Source organism: Streptomyces sp. NPDC016851, from assembly GCF_055562795.1.
In genome coordinates this window covers 266,540-285,917 of the sequence record NZ_JBVHEP010000010.1, presented here as the reverse complement: position 1 = coordinate 285,917, position 19,378 = coordinate 266,540, and the positions used below count along the sequence as shown (strand labels likewise).

Annotated in this window: 12 protein-coding genes; 4 read left to right on the top strand and 8 right to left on the bottom strand. The window is 70.0% G+C overall.

The genetic code is table 11. The features are described 5' to 3' along the window. The first annotated feature begins 38 nt into the window (after window positions 1–38). Window positions 39–3,209 carry a putative bifunctional diguanylate cyclase/phosphodiesterase gene (locus tag ACZ3I3_RS18765; protein WP_467366383.1) on the top strand — a complete coding sequence of 1,057 codons (3,171 nt, stop codon included), beginning with the start codon at window positions 39–41 and terminating at the stop codon, window positions 3,207–3,209. A 76-nt stretch (window positions 3,210–3,285) separates the two neighbouring features. On the opposite strand, the gene ACZ3I3_RS18760 is transcribed toward ACZ3I3_RS18765, so the two are convergent. Then, window positions 3,286–5,136: a glycoside hydrolase family 15 protein gene (locus tag ACZ3I3_RS18760; RefSeq protein WP_467366381.1), complete on the bottom strand. Its 1,851-nt coding sequence runs from the start codon at window positions 5,134–5,136 to the stop codon at window positions 3,286–3,288. A 233-nt stretch (window positions 5,137–5,369) separates the two neighbouring features. Here ACZ3I3_RS18760 and ACZ3I3_RS18755 point away from each other — a divergent pair, with 233 nt between their 5' ends. Together ACZ3I3_RS18755 and ACZ3I3_RS18750 are read left to right on the top strand one after the other, a co-directional pair. Further along, window positions 5,370–6,731 carry a sugar transferase gene (locus ACZ3I3_RS18755; protein ID WP_467366380.1) on the top strand — a complete coding sequence of 454 codons (1,362 nt, stop codon included), beginning with the start codon at window positions 5,370–5,372 and terminating at the stop codon, window positions 6,729–6,731. Between the two features lie 48 nt (window positions 6,732–6,779). Beyond that, the gene (locus ACZ3I3_RS18750; RefSeq protein ID WP_467366378.1) at window positions 6,780–7,937 is read left to right on the top strand and encodes a glycosyltransferase; all 1,158 of its coding nucleotides are present in this window, start codon (window positions 6,780–6,782) and stop codon (window positions 7,935–7,937) included. 9 nt (window positions 7,938–7,946) lie between these two features. On the opposite strand, the gene ACZ3I3_RS18745 is transcribed toward ACZ3I3_RS18750, so the two are convergent. Both ACZ3I3_RS18745 and ACZ3I3_RS18740 read right to left on the bottom strand, forming a co-directional pair. After that, window positions 7,947–10,058 carry a glycosyltransferase gene (locus ACZ3I3_RS18745; RefSeq protein ID WP_467366376.1) on the bottom strand — a complete coding sequence of 704 codons (2,112 nt, stop codon included), beginning with the start codon at window positions 10,056–10,058 and terminating at the stop codon, window positions 7,947–7,949. 56 nt (window positions 10,059–10,114) lie between these two features. Next, on the bottom strand, window positions 10,115–10,864 hold the full coding sequence (locus ACZ3I3_RS18740) for a GNAT family N-acetyltransferase (protein ID WP_467366374.1): 750 nt from the start codon (window positions 10,862–10,864) through the stop codon (window positions 10,115–10,117). A gap of 569 nt (window positions 10,865–11,433) precedes the next feature. Here ACZ3I3_RS18740 and ACZ3I3_RS18735 point away from each other — a divergent pair. Beyond that, complete coding sequence (locus ACZ3I3_RS18735; protein ID WP_467366372.1) at window positions 11,434–12,525, top strand: GNAT family N-acetyltransferase; 1,092 nt, start codon at window positions 11,434–11,436, stop codon at window positions 12,523–12,525. Between the two features lie 3 nt (window positions 12,526–12,528). Here ACZ3I3_RS18735 and ACZ3I3_RS18730 read toward each other — a convergent pair whose 3' ends face one another. The 5 genes from ACZ3I3_RS18730 to ACZ3I3_RS18710 are packed head-to-tail and all read right to left on the bottom strand — an operon-like array spanning window position 12,529 to window position 19,087. Beyond that, window positions 12,529–13,263, bottom strand: coding sequence for a polysaccharide deacetylase family protein (locus ACZ3I3_RS18730; RefSeq protein WP_467366447.1), 735 nt, complete (start codon window positions 13,261–13,263; stop codon window positions 12,529–12,531). 19 nt (window positions 13,264–13,282) lie between these two features. After that, entirely contained in the window at window positions 13,283–13,969 is a 687-nt protein-coding gene (locus tag ACZ3I3_RS18725; protein ID WP_467366371.1) for a hypothetical protein, read from the bottom strand. Continuing rightward, window positions 13,966–15,423 carry an O-antigen ligase family protein gene (locus ACZ3I3_RS18720; RefSeq protein ID WP_467366369.1) on the bottom strand — a complete coding sequence of 486 codons (1,458 nt, stop codon included), beginning with the start codon at window positions 15,421–15,423 and terminating at the stop codon, window positions 13,966–13,968. The genes ACZ3I3_RS18725 and ACZ3I3_RS18720 overlap by 4 nt, the downstream gene beginning before the upstream one ends. Next, window positions 15,420–17,537, bottom strand: coding sequence for a glycosyltransferase (locus tag ACZ3I3_RS18715; RefSeq protein WP_467366367.1), 2,118 nt, complete (start codon window positions 17,535–17,537; stop codon window positions 15,420–15,422). The genes ACZ3I3_RS18720 and ACZ3I3_RS18715 overlap by 4 nt, the downstream gene beginning before the upstream one ends. Further along, window positions 17,534–19,087 (bottom strand): flippase, encoded by a 1,554-nt coding sequence (locus ACZ3I3_RS18710; RefSeq protein WP_467366365.1) that lies wholly within the window; start codon window positions 19,085–19,087, stop codon window positions 17,534–17,536. The genes ACZ3I3_RS18715 and ACZ3I3_RS18710 overlap by 4 nt, the downstream gene beginning before the upstream one ends. Between the last annotated feature and the right edge of the window lie 291 nt (window positions 19,088–19,378).

Here is a 19,378-nt window from a genome sequence, read left to right as displayed (position 1 = left end):
GTACGGTGAGCCGTACCGGGCCACCCGCCCGTCGGCTGATGGCCGTTCACCTCACGCTGGTCGGGGTCCTCACCGTTCTCTACATGAGTGTTCCGCCCCTGCGTACGCCGCTGTGGGCCCTCATCGGACTGGCGGGGGCGACGGCCGTGCTCGTGGGCGTGCGGGTCCACCGGCCCGCACACCGCTGGCCGTGGCTGGTGCTGGCCGCCGGGCTGCTGGCCTTCGCCGCGGGCGACACCTATTACAACGCGCAGGAGGCGTACTTCTCCGCGTCGAATCCGTTCCCGTCACCGGCGGACGCCTGCTACCTCCTCGTGTATCCCCTGTTCGCCTTGGGGCTGTCGGGGCTGGCGGGCTACCGCTGGGCGGGCCGTGACCTGCCGGGCCTGCTGGACGCCCTGGTCATCACGGCCGGGCTCGCCCTGCCGGTGTGGGTGTACCTGGTGCAGCCGCTGGCCCGGCTGGAGGGGCTGAGCTGGCCACAGCGCGCGATCAGCATCGCCTACCCACTCGGGGACGTCCTGGTGCTGGCCCTGCTGGTCCGGCTCCTGATCCGCGGCCCGGGGGTAGGGGGTGTCCGCAAGGTCCCGCCCTCCGGGCGGACGACGGGACTTTACGGACACCCCCTAGGCCCCAGCCGCGCCGTCCAGCTGCTCGTCCTGGGCACCCTCACCCTGCTCTGCTTCGACATCGCCTACGGCATCCTCCAGCTCAACGGCACCTGGCAGGCGGGCACGCTGCTGGACTCGGGCTGGATCGTGTTCTACACGGCCTGGGGACTGGCCGCGCTGCACCCCTCCATGGCGCGACCGGCCGCCGCGGACTCCGCGCCGCAGTCCCTGCTGCCGCCCCGGCGCCGGCTGTTCCTGCTCGGCATCGCGACGCTGATCCCGCCCGCGATCCTCGTCCACGAGGAGAGCCAGGGCCTGGTCGACGACGCGACGGTCCTGGCCGCGTTCTCCGGTGTGCTGTTCCTGCTGGTGATCTTCCGGCTCACCCTGATGGTCGTCGCGCACCACAGGGCCATGACCCGGGGACTGGCCCTGCGCACCGCCGCCGCGTCACTGGTCGGGGCGTTCTGGCCGGAGGAGATCGCACGCGCCTGTGAGGCGGCGGTCACCGCCCTGTTCGGGCCGCAGCGCCGCCATGTGACGCTGCTCCTTTCGGCCGGGGAGACGCGGCACCTGTACGAGCGTCTGGCCCGCTCGCCCCGCCCCTCCGGCACCGGCGGCGGCGAGGCCGCGCGGGACGGGCCGGACGCGCTCGCCCGCAGCCGCACCCTCATGGTTCCGGTGCCTGCCCTGGGACCGGCCCTCGCCGCCCGGCTCGGCGACCTGCCCACCGCCCTGGTCTGTCCCATGAGCCAGCCCCAGCGGCCGGACGGCGGCGAGCTCCCCGGAGCGCTGCTGGCGGCCGGCCCCGAGCAGCAACTCGCCGAGATACGCGGCTCACTGGAGCTGCTGGCCTCGCACGCGGGCCTGGCGACGGAACGCATCGCGCTGCGCCGGGAGGTCGTCCGCAAGGAGAGCGAGGCCTACTTCCGCACCCTCGTGCACAACGCCTCGGACGTCATCCTCATCGTCAACGACGACACCACCGTCCGCTACGCCAGCCCGTCCGCGCGGACCGTGTTCGGCAGCGCCGACCTCACCGGGACGCGGCTGCCGGACCTGCTCGACCCCCGGGAGCGGGAGCGGGCGGTCCGCACCCTGACGGACCCGCGCGGCAGCGGGCGCCAGGAGGCGTACGGCCAGTGGCGGGTGGTCCGGGACACGGATCTCATCGAGGTGGAGGTACGCTGCCGCGACCTGCGGCGTGACCCCACCGTCGGCGGTCTGGTCGTCACCCTGCGGGACGTCAGCGAGCAGCGGCAGTTGGAGCACGAACTCACCCAGCAGGCCTTCCACGACTCCCTGACCGGGCTGCCCAACCGCACCCTGCTGCTGGAGCGGACCGAACGCGCGCTGCGCCGGGGCCACCGGGAGGCGACGACCACGGGTCTGCTCTTCGTCGACCTGGACGACTTCAAGATCGTCAACGACACGCTCGGCCACTCGGCCGGCGACCGGCTGCTGTGTGCCGTGGCCGAACGCCTGTCGGGGACCCTGCGCCGTACCGACACCGCCGCCCGGCTCGGCGGTGACGAGTTCGCCGTGCTGATGGAGGACGCCCAGGAGCCCCTCGACGCCGAGCTGCTGGCCGCCCACGTGGTCCGCACGCTCAGCAGGCCGTTCCATCTGGTGGAGGAGTCGGTGAGCGTCTCGGCCAGTGTGGGCGTGGCCACGGCCAGGGACAGCACGGACGCCGGGGAACTGCTGACACTCGCCGATCTGGCCCTCTACGCGGCCAAGGCGTCCGGCAAGCGCACCTGGCGCCGCTTCCAGCCCCAGCAGCGGCTGCGCGTGGTGGAGCGGCACGACCTCCAGGCGCGGCTCGACAAGGCCGTCAGCGAAGAGGAGTTCGGCCTGCGCTACCAGCCCGTGGTGGAGATCGCCGGGGGCGAGGTCGTCGGCTTCGAGGCACTGGCCCGCTGGCCGGAGCTCGGGCCCGATCCGGTCCCGCCCGGGCAGTTCATCCCCCTCGCCGAGGAGACCGGGCACATCTCGACGCTGGGCGCCTGGGTGCTGCGCCGGGCCACGGCCGACATCGCCCGGCTCCAGCACCGCGCCCGGCGGCTCGACCCGCCGTATCTCAGCGTCAACGTGTCCGCCGCCCAGTGGCGGGACACCAGCTTCCTGGACGAGGTGGGCACGGCCCTGGACACCACCGGCCTCGCCCCCGGCACGCTCCAGCTGGAACTCACCGAGTCGGTGCTCATGCGGCGGACCGACCAGATCGACGCGCAGATCCAGGCGCTGAAGGACCGCGGGGTGCGCATCGCCGTCGACGACTTCGGCACCGGGTTCTCCTCGCTGCGCTATCTCCGTGACTTCCCCGTCGACGTACTCAAGATCGACAAGTCGTTCATCGACGGCATCCCCGAGGACCCTCAGCAGGTCGCCCTGGTCGAGGGCATCGTCCATCTCGCCGACACGCTCGGCCTCCAGGTGATCGCCGAGGGCATCGAGGAGCAGCCGCAGCGGGACCTGCTGGCGGACATCGGCTGCCGGTTCGGGCAGGGCTTCCTGTTCGCCCGTCCGCTGACAATCGAACAGGGCGAGGCCGTGCTGCGGCAGCGGAACGCCGAGAGGGCGCCGGTGCAGGACTGAACGACGGCGCGGGGGATACGAGATGGCGCGGGGGAATACGAGATTGGGCCGAGGCAGCTCCCGCGACGAGGTCGGGTCACCCCGGGCCCGTCGGCACCGCGCCACGGCGTCCACGGGACGAAGTCCATGACGGTGCCGGTGTGGGCGGCGGTGACAGGCCGAACGCCGTCTCCACCAGCGCGATATGACTGAACGCCTTGGGCGCGTTGCCCAGTTGGCGGCCCGTGTCCGGGTCCCACTGCTCGGCCAGCAGACCGACGTCGTTGCGGATGGCGAGGACCCGCTCGAAGGCCTCGCGGGCCTGCTGCCGGTGCCCCGTCGCGGCGAGGGCGTCGGCGTACCAGAGCGAGCACGAGACGAACGTGCCCTCGGCGCCGTCGATGCCGTCCGCCTGCCCGGGCCCGGCACCGCCCTGCGCGTACCGGCGCACGAACCCTCCGTGCCCGAGCCGGCCCATGGCGCGCACGGTGCCGCGCACCCGTTCGTCGCCGGCGGGCAGGAACCCGACCCGGGGAATGAGCAGGGCCGAAGCGTCCAGGCCGGGCTCGCCGTACGACTGCACGAAGGACGCCTGGGCGGGGTCCCAGCCCTCCCGGCAGACCTGCCGGTGCACCTCGTCCCGCATGGCCTGCCACTCCCCCGAGGAGGCGTTGCGTCCGAGCAGTTCACCCATGCGCACGGCGCGGTCGGCGGCCACCCATGTCATCACCTTGGAGTGCGTGAACTGTCGCCGCGGGCCCCCCACCTGCCACAGCCCCTGGTCGGGTTCGCGCCAGTGCCGGAGCAGGAAGCCCATGAGCGACTCGACCACGTCCCACACATGAGCGGGCATCGGGATCCCGGCGCGCAGCGACAGCCACAGCGTGTCCATGACCTCGCCGTACACGTCCAGCTGGAAGCCGGCCACGGCCGAGGTCCCGAACCGCACGGGCCGGGAGCCCTCGTAACCGGACAGCCAGGGCGCCTCGGTCTCCGGCAGCAGCCGCTGCCCCTTGACCCCGTAAACGGTCTGCAGATCGGCGGGATCGCCCGCGAGGGCCCGCACCAGCCAGCCCAGCCATGCCGTGGCCTCGTCCCGGTATCCGCTGCGCAGCAGACAGGACAGGGCGCTGGTGGAGTCGCGCAGCCAGCAGAACCGGTAGTCCCAGTTGCGCTCGCCCCCGATGCATCCGGGCAGCGAGGTGGTGGGGGCGGCGACGATGCCGCCCGTAGGGGCGTAGGTGAGCGCTTTGAGGGTGATGAGGGACCGTACGACGGCATCCCGCCACGGGCCCTGGTAGCGGCATTGCGCCGCCCAGCGTCGCCAGAAGTCGACGGTCTCCTTCACGGCGGTCTCCGCCGGCACGGACATCGGCGACGGAGGCGCGGACCGGCGCGAGGGAGTCCACCCCAGGGTGAGGGCCAGCCGGCGCCCCGCCGTGACGGTGAACTCCCAGACGGTGGCTTCCTCATCGCCTCTGTCCCGCACCTGGCCGTCACCGCCGAGCCAAACGGCATCAGGCCCGGCGACCGCGACAGTGCAGTCGCCGACCTCCCGAACCCACGGGACGACGCGCCCCTGGTGGAACCGGAGCCGCAGTTCGCTGCGCACGTCGACCGTGCCGGACAGGCCCTCGACGAGGCGGACGATGCACGGCACGCCGGCACGCGGGGGCATGAAGTCCGTGACACGCACCGCGCCCGTGGCGGTCTCCCACACGGAGTCCAGAACGAGCGTGTCGTTCCGGTAGGCCCGGCGGGCACAGAGCCCTGCACCGACCGGGGCGACCCGCCAGCGTCCGTTGTCCTCGGTGCCGAGCAGGGCCGCCAGACAGGCCGGGGAGTCGAAGCGGGGCAGACACAACCAGTCGACCGACCCGTCCCGGCCGACCATGGCGGCCGTCTCCAGATCGCTGATGAGGGCGTAATCCTCGATGCGTGCGTTCATGATCGGGGGCTACGCCGTCGTGCACTTTGCCGTGATTTCAGGATACCGCGGCGACCTGCTCTTGACCTGGTCGCACAGCGGGAGGAACGTATATTTACGACGTAAACGTACATTTGGCACGATTCGCGAAAGAGGTCTTCCCGGTGACGAGTCTGACGACACTCCAAGGGGACACATCTCAGCGACCGCAGCGAGGCACCCCCGACGTCCCGCACAAGACATGCGGATGCCATGTGCCCGTACGCCTGTTCCTGGCGACGGACGCAATCGCCGCGCTCACGGCAGCCGCCACAGTCCTGCTGCTCTTCGGCCAGTGGTTCATGCTTGCCGTGCTGCCCGCCGCGTGGGTCCTCTCCCTCGCGGTCCAGCGGGCGTATGAACAGCACTGCCTGCGATTCGGGACGGACGAGTTCCGCCGCGTGCTGCGCGCTGCGGGGTTGGTTGTCGTAGGGGCGAGCGCGGCCTGGTGGTTCGCACCAGGATCCGGCCTCCTGCACGACACACTCTTCGCCCTGCCCATCGCCGCGACGGCGACCCTCCTGCTGCGCAAGGCCCGGCATGTGCGGACCCGCGTGGGATGGCGCCTCGGACGGAGTCTGGAACGGGTGGTGGTGGTCGGGCCGGCGCGTTCCGCCGCGAACCTGATCTCCATGCTGCGGCGGAGGGGAACCTGCGGACTCGAGATCACAGGCGTGTGCCTCACCGATCCCGGTCGCACCGAGGGTGTCGTCCCTGACTGGATGCCCATGTTCGGCGGCGTGGACGACACGCTCGAAGCGGTGCGGCGGAGCGGCTGCGACGCGGTCATCGCCTTGCCGGGTCCCGATCTGGAGACCGGCGAACTGAGGAAGTTGTCGTGGGAACTCCAGGCAGAGGGCGTCGAGCTGATGCTCGCGCCGGTGCTGGCCGACGTGGCGGCCGCCCGCCTGGCCGTGACGCCGGTCGCCGGGCTGCCCCTGATGGAGCTCCACGGGCCCAGGCTCTCCCGGCTCGCACGCATCCCCAAGGAGCTGACGGACCGGCTGCTCGCAGCAGCGGGGCTTGTTCTCCTGTCCCCGCTCATGCTGGCCGTCGCCGTGCTCGTACGGCTCGACAGCGCGGGGCCGGCACTGTTCAGGCATCGCCGGGTCGGGCTTCGAGGGCACGAGTTCACCCTGCTGAAATTCCGCACGATGCACCAGGACGCCGAGCAGCGGAAGGCCGAGCTGGCCGCCCTCAACCAGTACGGGGATGACGCACTCTTCAAGATCGCCGACGACCCCCGAATAACTCGAGTGGGACGCTTTCTGCGTCACTCGTCGCTGGACGAACTTCCCCAGTTGGCGAACGTACTGGCAGGCCAGATGTCGCTCGTCGGCCCGCGCCCGCTGCTGCCGCACGAGTCCGCCACTCTGCCCGAGGACGTCAGACAGCGCCGATTGAGGGTGAAGCCCGGGCTGAGCGGGCTGTGGCAGGTGAGCGGACGCTCCGAGCTTCCGATGGAGGAGCTGGCGCACCTCGACCTGAGCTATGTGGAGAACTGGTCGACCGCCCTGGACCTGCGCATCCTCGCGCAGACGCCTGGCGCGGTCATCCGCGGGACCGGTGCCTACTGACCGGACTGACATGCAAGACGGCGGAGCACAGGCTGCCTGGAGGACGAAATGGCAGGACTCATTGCCCAGGACTGGATCGAACGCAATGGAGGAGCAGAACGCGTCCTGGACTCCTTGCTCGCGCTCTTCCCGGACGCCGACGTCTACTGCCTGTGGAACGACCACCCGGACCGCTATCCGGGACGTACGGTCCGTGAGAGCCCGCTGGCTCGTACTGTCCTCCGTGGACGGAAGGCCGCCGCGCTTCCGGTGATGCCGGCTTGTTGGCGCGCTCTGCCGAACCACGCTTACGAGTGGACGCTGAGCTGCTCCCACCTCTTCGCGCACCACCTCACAGTGCGCGGTCTGGAGGCGGAACGGCAGTTCGTGTACACGCACACCCCCGCTCGCTACCTGTGGGCCCCGGAACTGGATGCACGCGGACAGGCCGCTCACGTGCGGGCAGTGGCCCCCGTGCTGCGCGCCGCGGACCAAGCCCGTGGTCGCCGTCATCGGCACGTGGCCGCCAACAGCGCGTTCGTCCGGGAGCGGATCGAGCGCGCATGGCACGTCGAGGCCCGGGTGATCCACCCTCCGGTGCAGGTCGACGAACTGACGGCCGGAGGGAACTGGGCAGCACACGTCACCGGCACCGAGGCAGACCTGTTGAGCGGTCTGCCCGAGACGTTCGTGTTGGGCGCCTCGCGGTTCGTGCGGTACAAGAGACTCGACGTCGTCATCGAGGCCGGTCGAGCCGCCGACCTGCCGGTGGTCATCGCTGGCAGAGGACCCGAGGAGCGGGCGCTGCGAGCCCGTGCCAAGGAATCCGGCGCCGACGTACGGTTCGTCATCGCCCCGAGTGACGCCCTGCTGCGCGCCGTGATGCAGCGTGCCCTGGTCTACGTCTTTCCGCCGGTCGAGGACTTCGGCATCATGCCGGTCGAGGCCCAGGCCCTCGGAACTCCGGTGGTCGTGAATGCTGTGGGCGGCGCCGTGGAATCCACTTCGGTCGGTGTGACCGGTATTCCCCTGCACGCCGAAAGTCCGGTGTACCTACGCGAAGCCTTGTACGCGGCCGCGGAACTCGACCCGGGAGCCTGTGTCGCGCAGGCGGCCCATTTCTCGCAGGATGTGTTCCAGCAGCGGATCGCCGCCTGGATGGGGATGGCCGAGGCCCCCGCCGAGGTGGCACCGTCCCACACCAACCGCACGACGGCCGACTACTGATCTCGCTCTTTACCGCCTGGAATTCCTTGTTCGGCCGGCCCATCCGTGGACGGCGCCCGCGGCTTTGGCGAGATCGCGCACGGCCGCGACCACGGGTATGACGGGCAAGGTCACCCAGCGCCGCTCGCGGACGGCCCGCGCCACCGGCAGTGACAAGTAGACGAGGGCCGCGGCGGCTGTGATGCCCCGGGCCCGGGAACCTCGCACAGCCGCAGCGAGGGCGAGGGGGTAGGCAACCGCTCTCGTGAGGTCGCGGCCCAGCAGTCGGGCGTCTGCGGACTGGCCGTCGCCGTGGCCATAACGGAAGTACATCACCGCGGTACTGCGCAGAGTCGGCCGCTGCTCCCAGTCCACTTCGGCGGAGGACACCACGACCGCGCGGTGGCCAGCGTCTATGACACCCATGGCGAAGGCCACATCCTCAGCTGTCCTGAGGTGTTCGGCAAACCCGTGGGCGTCCTGCCATGCCTCGCGAGTGAAGGCCATCGAACGACCGCTGGGCCTGGACGCCTCGAAGGCCCGGCCGAAGAAACGGCAGTAGATGCGCGTCCAGGGGCGCGGATGACGGGCCTCCTCGGGAACGGGGTATCCCACCAACGCCATGGCTTCGGCGGCCACGCCGTGCCCGCTGATTCGGTACGCGCCCGTCAGCAGACCGGCCGGGTGCGGTTCGGCCCACGCCGCACGCAACCGGGCCAGCCAATCCGGAGCAGGGACGCAGCCCGCGTCCGTGCACGCGATCAAGGGGTTGCGAACGGCGCGCACCCCAGCATTGCGAGCGGCGGGGAGGCCTCGGTGGGGAAGTCTGAGGACACGCACTCTGTCGTCCGTGGAAGCCCAAGCGATGGCTCGATCAGCCGTGTCGTCAGTGGAACCGTCGTCCACCACCACGATCTCGTCGCCGTCCACGGTGAGTTGCGGCAGCAGCAGTTCGAGGAGTCGGTCAGCGGCTTCGCCCTCGTTCCAGACACACGTCATCACCGATATCGGTGCTGTCCCGGTCAGCCCCGCGCCGGGCAGGCGAGCGACCTCGGCCAGAGCCTGCGCGAGCAGTTCCGCGCACAGCTCCGGATCAGGACGGGAGACAGCCTGCGGCTGCCCGGCCGTGCCCCTCGCCGCGCGGCTGCCCGGACCCGGGAGCCGGTGCAACACCTCGGCGATTTCGGCGGGTTCCGCCGGCGGCACCGTAATCGCGGCCGGTCCTCCCGACCTCCGTGTCCGATAGACGGCCGGGGCCGGGGCTGTGGCGATCACGGGAACGCCGTAAACCATCGCCTCCAGGCCGACCGCCCCCAGAACGCCCGGCTCCGGCCCGCCGTTGTGCGGCTTCCTCGTCAGCACGGCTACCGCGTCAGCAGCGGGGAGGAGCCGCAAAATGTCAGGCACCGGGCCGGTGAAGTCCAGCCGATCCGTTACGTCCAGGTCGATCGCCAGCGTCGCAAGTCGCTTCGTCTCGTCCGGATCGTCGAGACCGACCACGGCCAGTCTCCATTCCGACAGCCCGGGCTCCGCGAGAGCCCTGATGGCGTCCTCCGAGCCGTCGCCGGCTCGCCGCGCAGCGGTGAGCAGCAACCGTTCGTCCCGGCCGAGTCTCACTCCTCGCCGGACCAGTTCCTCACGCGCGGTTTCACGGAGCACCGCGGCACGGTCTGGTACGGGCGAAGGCACAAGTGCGGAGTTGGAGTGCCTCGCTGCTTCGAGCAAGGCGCTCTTGGTCGCCACACAGCCGTCGGTCATGGCTGCCAACAACGTCATGACAGGTCCGTCGAACGAACGGTCGTGTTTGGCCCACACGCATCGGACGCCGGCGAGCCACGCGGCCGGAGCTGATGCCAATGCCGCTCCGACTCCGTTGGCGAGGACCACGTCAGGAGGGTCGGCGTGCAGGTGGCGCACGAGCCATGCCGTCGATTCACCGAGGGCGGCGACGGAATTGCCCGCGGGACGCACGACGCAGGTCACCCCTCGACGTGTGAATTCGTCGCGCAGCGGCCCGTCCGCAAGCATCACGGCTTCGACCGTCAACCGATCGGTTGCATCCAGCAGAGAGAGCAGCCAGACCTCGGCCTCACCGACGACACCGGCGGGTGCCACCACGGTGACGCGCAGCGGATCGGTCATACGGAACTCCTCGGTCTCGGCTGGCCCGGTCAGCAGGTGCGCCCTGGGGAAGAGCGTCAGACACCCCGGAAGCGAACCGCGCGCATGACGACCCACCGCAGCCCCCGCTTGGGCGCGCGGACGGGAATCCGCTCACGGTAGTAACGAGGGGACGAGACGCTGTCGGTTCCGAAACTCTCCTTGAACCTGCGGAGGTTCGTCCCCTGACGAGAAGTTCCCATGTCGTACTGTCGGCAGCCCGCGGCGCACGCGTCCTCGATCGCCAGCCGGTGCAACAGGTGACTGGCCCGAGTCGGATGAGCCAGTTCCCGGTCCATGGCGCCGCGCCAGTACAGGGCATGGTTGCCGTGACGCAGTACGACGATGGCCGCGGCGGGTTCCCCAGCGCGCCACGCCATCCAGATCGTGCATGATTCCCCGAGTTGGGCGGCGACCGTTTCCAGCAGTCGCCGGGGAAAAATACGTGTCCTGCGCCACCGGGCCAGCGCGAGCGGCTCGTGTTCCTGGCCGGCCCAGCGAGGGATCGACTGCTCGAACAGGTGGTAGAAGGCCGGGGCCAGACGGCCGGTTCGGTCCACTTCGACCTCGATGTCGGAGCGCTCGGCTCGGCGGACTCCGCGCCTCACGCCCTGATGGAAGCGGCGCTCCCAGATCGCGCTGAATCCGCCTTCGAGATTGAGCAGATGTGCTGTGTGCGGCTCGGTCCGGAAGCCCGCGGGCGGGGTGTACGCCCAGAGGCCGTAGTCGCCGGGCCGGACCCATACGCTGACCCGGTTGGCCGGTCGCTCCACGAGATCGTCGAACACCGCCCGGGCCTCCATTGGGCCGACACCACCTGGAAGCACCGGTCCCCCGACTCCCCACTCCCCCGGCCAGGATTCCTCCTCGTCCAGCCACCGTGGGCGCTGCCGTCTCCCCACCAGGGGGAGCACCAACTTCCTGCCGTCCTCGAATTCATACAGCCGACTGGCGTCACGGTGGGGCCCCGTCGCGCAGATGCAGTCGAGCCAGGCCGGCGTCTGAGTGACCTGGGTTGCCGCGTCCTGGTGGGCCAGTTCCCACCAGGTCTCACGTGGTGCCGGGGTGGTGACCTGCACAGGACCGGCGAATGTATCGATCAGGAGTACAGCAGAACTAGCCCTCTCCATACTCCGATTCTAGACTGAACCGACAAGAGGGGCATGTCGGGTGATAACGGCCACCTCCCGGTCGGTTGCGGCCTGCTTACCCGGACTGCACACTGAAAATCGCTGCACAATATGCAAGAACTGCTACCGGACTTGCGAGCCTCTCCCCTTTCCGTACGTTCGCCTTCCCCCGCGGTCAGTGTCTACGACCGGCACTCCGGGTGGGTCGCGCCCCTGAGGTGATCGCGATGGACGTCACGGTCCTGCGGCCCGACGAACTGACCGCTGCCGACATCAGCGCCTGGCGCGCCATGCAGCGGGCCGACCTGGCACTGGCCAACCCCTTCCTGTCTCCCGAGTTCACCCGGGCGGTGGGGCACCATCGCACGACCGCCAGGGTGGCCCGGCTCACCGCCTCAGGTCCGGAGGGCTCTCGTACCGTCGGGTTCTTCCCCTTCGAACGGCATGCTCTCGGCGCCGGCAAGCCGATCGGCGCGGGCTTCTGTGACTGCCAGGGCCTGATCCACGAACCGGGCCTGGACTGGGATCCCATGGATCTGCTCCGCACCTGTGATCTGGTCAGCTGGGAGTACGACCACCTGGCGGCGGGACAGGCCCCTTTCGAAAGCGTCGGCACTCCGCTCGCCCGAACCGCCTCGCCCATAATGGAGCTGAACGGCGACCACCACGCGTACCTCGAACGTCTCGAACGTCTCCGGCACAAATTCCTCAAGGCAGCGCGGAAACAGGAGCGAAGACTGGGCCGTGACGTGGGCCCGGTCCGTCTGGTCTTCGACGCGTCCGAACCCGTACTCCTGGACACCCTGATCCGATGGAAGTCCTCCCAGCTGCGAGCGAAAGGGGTGCGTCGGGACCTGCTCTCCCAGGAGTGGTTCCAGGCGATTCTCCGGGAACTCTTCAATCTGTCCTCCGAGTCCTGCTCGGGCACTCTCTCCGTGCTCTACGCCGGTGACGAAGTAGTCGCCATGCGTTACGAGTTGTGCTCACGCGACGTGCTCGCCTGCTGGTTCCCCGCCTACGACACACGGTTCGCCCGGTACTCGCCCGGAATCCTGCTGTCCCTCAAGCTCGCCGAGGCCGCCGCGGAGCGCGGAATCGTCCACATCGACCTGGGCAAAGGCCCTGAGCCCCACAAGCAGGAACTCAAGACGGCGGATCTGCCTCTCACCGAGGGATACGTCACCCGGCACACTGCCAAGGCGGCTCTGTGGCGGGCACGGAGGCTGTCAAGCCGCACTGCCCGCCGGGCGGTTCGCGCCAACCCGACGGTCCACCGCATCGCCGTCAAAGCCGTGAGCGCGGTCGATCGGCTGCGCTGACAGTCAACTCCGCGGGGCACGGCCGATCAGTGAATGCAGGGCAGGACGCAGCTTGGGGGCATAGCCGGTGACCCGGCGCATGATCGGGTAGCTCCGCAGCAACTTGAGACGAAACGTCACACCTGTGTCGGTTGGGCTGACGGCGACACGCGGCGTCGCATATCGCCCCTCGGCGTGGTAGGTGCTGAACGCGATCTCGAAGCCGGCTTCCGCCACCGCGCGACGTGCCCCGGCGTCGTGGCCCCCATAGGGATACGCGAAGGCCCGGGGCCGCCGACCGGTGAGACCGGTCAGCGCCCGGGCGGCTTGCACGGTGTTGCGGACGAGTGTTTCAGGGGATGCCTTCACCAGCGCGGTGTGGTCCCACCCGTGGCATTCGACGTCCAGCCCTGCGCGGACCAGTTCCCGCACGCCCTCGGCGTCGACGAGCGGCTCGTCGGGCATCTCGGGCATCCACTGGGACCTGCCGCCCAGGAGGCCGCCGAGCACGAAGACGGTGGCGGGCATCCTCAGTTCCCGCAGGACAGGAAGCCCCTCCTCGAGCATCGCCTGGTAGCCGTCGTCGAACGTCACCAGCACGCTTCGAGGCGGGGAAGAACCCTGGAGATATGCGTCGAGCGTCAGAGGTGTCCAGCCACGCACCAGGAGAGAGCTGAGCTGCTCGTGGAGCCGGCCCTGCGGCACGAACAGAGCGAAGGGATCCTCCGCTGCGCGGCGTTCGCCGACAGCGTGGTACATCAGCACCAGAGGCCTGCTCCTACGAGCGTTCACCGGACGCTCCCTGCCTGCGGCTGATCTGACGAACGGCGAAACTGACCCATCCGGCCACCAGCAACGCGGCCGCCACCGCGACGACGCGCAGGAGTGTGCGGGACGGCTGGAGCTGGGCCGCGTCGGGGTCGGCCCGGGCGGTGATCTCTCCCGAGATCAGCCGGTCTCTGGCCGCGGCCCTGTTGACCACGTCCGCAATGGTGTTGGCGGCAGCGGCAGCCTCCCGTGAGTTCCCCAACGCGACCGAGATGTTCAGGTTGGCCGTCTGTGGATCCACCGAGATGGACAGTGCGTCACGGAGCTCATCGCGCGTCACTGAAGCTGCCGCGGCAGCGGAGGTCACGCTGGTCGTCGAACCTGCCACCACGGCGTACTTGTTGGCGGCCAGTTCGATGACGTCCGCGCTGATATTGGGCTGCGACCGCGGTGCGAAGGAGACTGTGCTGGTCGTCGAATAACGCGTGGGCAGCGTCTCGATGACCGCCAGTCCGACTCCGAGCACCAGCAATCCGGCCAGCACCGCCGCCAGCACTCCTCGCCAACGCGCGCCGTCGGAGCGGACGTCCTTCGTGTGCCTCGGGGCCGACGGTTCGACCGATTCCTTGTCCCAGGAGCCATCCGATGTGGTCCTCGCGCTGTCGCCGACGAACTGCTGTGGTCGCCGCTGGCTCATTTGCTGCCACCTCGGGTCTGTTGCGTGTGGGTATCGGTACGACTCCGGGCGCAGGCCGCCAGAAGCCCGATGAACAGCCATGTCATGGTGGCGACCACCGGGTTGCGCAGCGGGTAGTCGACCACGCCGTGGCCGATCACGGCGGCCAGAGCAGCGCCTGCTCCGGCCGAGACGCCGCGCATCGTCAAGCCGGTCGTGGCCATGCCTCGCGAGTCGCCGCCGCTCGCACGAACTCCCGGCGCCCGGCTGTTCAGCAGGGCTTCTCGTGCCCCGACACCGGTCGCGACAACGAGCGCGGTCACGCCCAGGACTCCTTGCTCCGCGCCCACGGCGAGCCCCAGGCTGTGCGCATGGTCCTGCTGCTTCGCGGCGTCGATGTGCGCCAATCCCTCCTGCGCCGCCGCCTGGTAGGCGCCGGGCCCACTCCCCAGAACGGGGTTCTCGGACATCTGGACGATTGCCTCCGCCCTTGCGGCGGGCCGCTCGTCATAGGGATTGCCCTGGCCTCCGAAGATCGACAGCAGCCGTTGGGCGGCAACGGGGGTGTTCTCCGACGGAGGAGCGGCCACCAGAAACGCCAGGCCGACCGTCGCCACCGTCGCGAAACTGATCAGCAGGACGCGCGCCTCGCGCAACAACACCGCGAGGACGACCAGTCCGACGGCGCTGCCGATCCAGGCACCGCGGGACAGGCTCGCCACCAGCGCTGTCAGGGCTGTCAGCGCCGCCGCCCCGCACAGCACGGTCAGCCCGGTCCGGCGTTGACGACGGACCGCGACGGTCATGGCCACACAGAAACAGAGCGTCATCGCGGCGCACAGGCCCAGCTCGTTCGGCTGGCCGAAGACGCCCACCGGCCGGTTTGCCACCTGTGCGGCGCCCTTGGCCTCCACCTGTAGGTTTCCGAGCGAGGTGAGAGCGGTGACGCACAGGAGCGCCCCGCCGAAGCAGACGGCGACCGCGAGCAGCAGCAGATCCGAGCGATCGACTGTGACCACGACGATCGCTGCCGCCAGGAGAAGTCCGATCAGGTAGTTCGCATCGTGCCGCAGCGACTGACCCGGATCTACACCCGCGAGGGTGGACAGGAGCGCGGCCGCGATCAGCAATGCCATCGCTGCGATCAGCGGCGCCCAGCCGATTCGCCGCCCGTACCCCTTCCACCTGGCGATCACTACGACAGCAGCGACGACCAGGGTCAGGGCCCGCACGAGAGGCACGGACAGGGGCAGTCCGACGTCTCCTACCACCAGGAGAACGGGGACGGCAGCCACGGCGAACACCGGGCGGCGGACGGCGACGAAGGCCAGCGCCACCAGGACCGGCACCATGAGAACCGTCCCGACCATGGGTGAGGCGTTCCAGCCCGCGACCAACAGACCTGCGGTGGCGAGCAGGAGAGCGGGCGCGGCCCACAGGCCGGCCCCGCGCACCACGGCGCTTTCGCCGGTCATGAGGGCCCACCTGATCCAGGGACCGCCCCCCGTACCCGTTCGTTTCTCATACGGCCGACCAGATCGTGTGCTGCGCCGACGGCATCGGCCAGATCGTGTACGACCGTGACGAAGGGAACGACCGGCAGGGCCGCCCAGCGCCGTTCGCGGACGGCCCTGGTCAGCGGCAGCGAGGCATAGGCGATGAAGGTGGCGGCGGTGACCCGTCGAGCAGCGGGGCCTCGCCGGACCGCGGCAACGACGGCGGTGTACACGGCGGCCCTGGCGATGCCGCTGCTGAGCAGTGGCGGCTGGGCCGCCGTCCGACGCAGCGTCGGCCGCTGCTCCCAGTCCACCTCGGCGGAGGTGACCAGCGCCGCCCGATGTCCGGCCGCCACCACGGCCCGGCCGAAGACCGCCTCATCGGCGGTTCGGAGGCGTTCCGGAAATCCGCCGGCGTCTTCCCATGCCTTGCGTCTGAAGGCCACGGAGCAGCCAGTGGGGAGGGCGGCATCGCATTCCCGTCCGAGGACCCGACAGCGAAGACGGGTCCAAGGCCGGGGGTGTCGGGCTTCTTCGGGGACCGGATGGCCGACCAGAGCCAGTGCGTCGGTCACCGGTCCGCGACCGTGCACGCGGCAGACACCGGTCAACAGGCCGGCGGGCTCCGCTTCCTCCGCCGCCGCGCGCAGCCGGGCCAGCCAGTCCGGGGCCGGTTGACAGCCCGCATCGGTGCAGGCGATCAGCGAGTTGCCGGCCGCCCGGACTCCGGCGTTACGCCTTGCCGAGACACCGATACCAGGGCTGCGCAGCAGGCGCACACGAGGGTCGCGCGACGCCCAGCTCTGGACGTGCCACACGGTGTCGTCGCTCGAACCGCCGTCGACGACGATGATCTCGTCCCCGTCCACAGTCAGTTGGGGCACGAGGAGTTCCAGGATTCGGTCGACCGCCTCTGCCTCGTTTTTCATGGGGATGACCACACTGACCGCAATGGTGGCGTCCAATCCGGCCCCGGTCAGTCGGGCGGCCTCGGCCAGCACCTGCACCAGCAGCGCCGAGCTCTGCTCCGGACCCGGATGGGCGGCGGCACGGCAGCGGCCGGCGGATCTCATCGCGGCGCGGAGGTCCGGATCCTCCAGCCGGCGCAGCGCTTCCGCGACCTGGTCCGCCCGCGCGGGTTCAACGGTGATCCCGGCCGGGTCGGCTCCCGGCGGCGCCACCCTCTTCGAGACCGGACCGGGCGCAGTGGCGATCACCGGAACGCCGGCGAGCATGGCCTCCAACGCCACAGCGCCGAAACTCTCCTGCGCCGGCCCGCTCCCGGTCGGCTTCGTCAGTACGGCGACCGCGTCGGCAGCCGGGAGAAGCCGCCATGCCTCCGGGAGCCATCCGGTGAAGTCCACCCGGTCGGCGACGCCGAGGGTGGCCGCCAGCCTGTCGAGTCGCTGGCGCTCGTCCGGCTGCGTCGGGTCCTCGGGCCCGATCACAGCCAGTCGCCAACGCGATGTGCCGGGCTGCGCGAGAGCCGAGATGGCGTCGTCCAAGCCCTTGTATCCGACAAGACGCGCCACGGTGAGCAGCAGTAGTTCGTCCTGGCCCGGCCGCACCCCTCTCCGAAGCAGTTCCTGGCGCGCGGTCTCGCGAGGCAGAGCGGCACGACGAGGCGCGGGGAACGGCACCAGCACGGCGTTGCGGTGCCGGGAGGCAGTGACCAGTTCGGCCCCCGTCGCCACACAGCCGTCCGAGAGAACGGCCAACAGGGGCATCAGGGGGCCGTCGTGAGAGTGATCGTGCTTGGCCCAGACGCACCGCACTCCTGCGAACCAGGCCGCAGGAACGGCCGCCGCCGCGGCCTTGACCCCATTCGCCAGGACCACGTCGGGCCGGTCGGCGCGCAGTCGGCGCATCAGCCACACCGCCGCCCCGGCGATCGACGCCCCCGTTCTGCCTGTAGGGCGCACTGTGCAGGACACACCTCGCCGGGCGAACTCGTCGTGCAGTGGTCCGTCTGCCAGCACCACGGCGTCCACCGCGAGCCGATCCGTGGCGTCCAGCAAGGAGAGCAACCAGAGTTCGCCACCGCCCAGCACTCCGTGAGACGACACCACACTGACCCGCAGGGGACACGTCATGTGCTCCTCCTCCGCTTGAGCATCTCGCGGAGAACCCGGACCTGCTCCGGATCGATACGCCGTGCAATGGCCGCCCAGCAGGGCACGTAGACCACTGCGGCCACGACCAGAGCCGGTGCGAGCGGCCAAGGAGCAAGCAGCGGCCCGGCAGCGACGCCGGACGCCACCACGGCGGGCAGGAGGGTTCGCGCCAGGCGCGGTCGTCCCATCCTGGCGCGCCCGAGGAGGACCAGGACGACGGCGGCAACCGCATAGGAGACGGACGTCGCGAAAGCCGCCGCGTTCCCGCCGTAGTGGGGGATGAACAGCACATTCAGCACCACGTTGACCGCCAGGGCGATCACCGCCCCGGCGAGTGCGCGCAGGGTCGGACCGGCCGCGGTCAGAGCGTCGCTGAACAGGTAGGCAAGGCCGAACAGCAGAGGCGCCGGCGCCAGCCAGCGCAACATGTCCGTGCCGGCGTCGGCGAACTGCCCACCGTAGAGCAGCAGCAGCACGTCGTGTCCCCTGCACAGCAGCACCGTCATGTACGGGATGAACACCGCAGCCAGCACGCCGATCCCACGCTCGGTGTGACGGCTGATGCGATGTGGCCGGGGGTCGGCAGCCATCAGCGGGAAGACCGCCCGAGCAACCACCCAGCAGACGAACACAGCTGTCTCGAGCAGACGGTATGCCGCGGCGTAGATGCCAACCGCCCGGTTGCCCATCAGCCAGCCCAGGAACAGAACGTCCAGCCTGAACAGGGCCATCGCGACGACGGATTCCAGGCCGATGATCCAGGTACCGCGGTTGAGCCGGACGACTGACGCGACCGACACGGCCCCCCAGTCGCCGCGCACCCCCTGACGTCGGACCATCAGCATGGCGGCCACCGGGCCTACGGCCATGCCGGCGAAAAAGGCAATGGCCAGGCCCAAGAGGCCGGTGTCCATCAGCAACGCGGTCAGGACGCAGGCCGCGGTCATCAGGCGCTGCAACAGGTGCACGACGGCGATGGTGTTCTGCCGTTGCATCGCCGCGGCGACGGATCGGTACCCCTCGGTGTAGGTGTCCAGCACGATGGCGGCGATGACGAGCAGCATCGCCACGGCTGTCTGGGTGCCAGACGGCCGGGAGAGCCCCAGCACCCCGCCGATGACGGCGAACACCAGCAGGACCAGGACGGTCCGCATGACCAGGAGCTGGGCAAGCAGTGCCGGCAACTGCCCGGGCTCGGCGCTGGCCCGCTGCACCAAGATCGTGTCATAGCCCCACAAGGGGACGAGGGTGGCGAGCGCGCCCACGGCCAGCGCGTAGGCGAAGACACCGAAGTCGGCCACCCCGAGCAGCCGGGCGGCTCCGATGACCACGAGGACCATGGACAACTTGCCGATGACCTCGGTGACGCCGAGCACCACAATGGTGCGGGCGGTGCGTACCGTCCTGTCACTCGTGGGTGTGTCTGGTTCATGACGTCCCGGCGATCCGTGGCCGGTCCCGCCGGAAGGAGCGCCGCGGTTGGCTACATCGGCGGCTTGCCGGCTGTCTCCGGGTGTCTCGGTGGACATCTCGTTCGGTGTGGTCTCAGGAGGCCCGACCGGGGCCGATGGTTCGCGCCGCCTGCGATGTGCCCGGAAACGGGAACACGAAGGGTGTTGAAGGGTCTGAGCGGTGGCTCCCCAATCAGCGGGAGATACCCCGCCGTTCCAGTCCCGGCGTACTTGCGCCGAGGCCTGAAGCGAAAAGCGGGAGAGTGAGCCGTGACGTGCGGTGAGGACCCGAAGGGACGCACCGCTCCATGGGGAATTCAGGTGCGTGCTCGCCGAGGGACCGGTGGCATGCGGGCGAACCGGGGACGT

Excerpts from the sequence above, each read along its gene's own strand:
- ACZ3I3_RS18710 (WP_467366365.1), bottom strand. The coding sequence starts at position 19,087 with ATGTCCACCGAGACACCCGGAGACAGCCGGCAAGCCGCCGATGTAGCC.
- ACZ3I3_RS18715 (WP_467366367.1), bottom strand. The coding sequence starts at position 17,537 with ATGACGTGTCCCCTGCGGGTCAGTGTGGTGTCGTCTCACGGAGTGCTG.
- ACZ3I3_RS18765 (WP_467366383.1), top strand. The coding sequence starts at position 39 with ATGGCCGTTCACCTCACGCTGGTCGGGGTCCTCACCGTTCTCTACATG.
- ACZ3I3_RS18730 (WP_467366447.1), bottom strand. The coding sequence starts at position 13,263 with ATGTACCACGCTGTCGGCGAACGCCGCGCAGCGGAGGATCCCTTCGCT.
- ACZ3I3_RS18760 (WP_467366381.1), bottom strand. The coding sequence starts at position 5,136 with ATGAACGCACGCATCGAGGATTACGCCCTCATCAGCGATCTGGAGACG.
- ACZ3I3_RS18745 (WP_467366376.1), bottom strand. The coding sequence starts at position 10,058 with ATGACCGATCCGCTGCGCGTCACCGTGGTGGCACCCGCCGGTGTCGTC.
- ACZ3I3_RS18735 (WP_467366372.1), top strand. The coding sequence starts at position 11,434 with ATGGACGTCACGGTCCTGCGGCCCGACGAACTGACCGCTGCCGACATC.
- ACZ3I3_RS18725 (WP_467366371.1), bottom strand. The coding sequence starts at position 13,969 with ATGAGCCAGCGGCGACCACAGCAGTTCGTCGGCGACAGCGCGAGGACC.
- ACZ3I3_RS18750 (WP_467366378.1), top strand. The coding sequence starts at position 6,780 with ATGGCAGGACTCATTGCCCAGGACTGGATCGAACGCAATGGAGGAGCA.
- ACZ3I3_RS18720 (WP_467366369.1), bottom strand. The coding sequence starts at position 15,423 with ATGACCGGCGAAAGCGCCGTGGTGCGCGGGGCCGGCCTGTGGGCCGCG.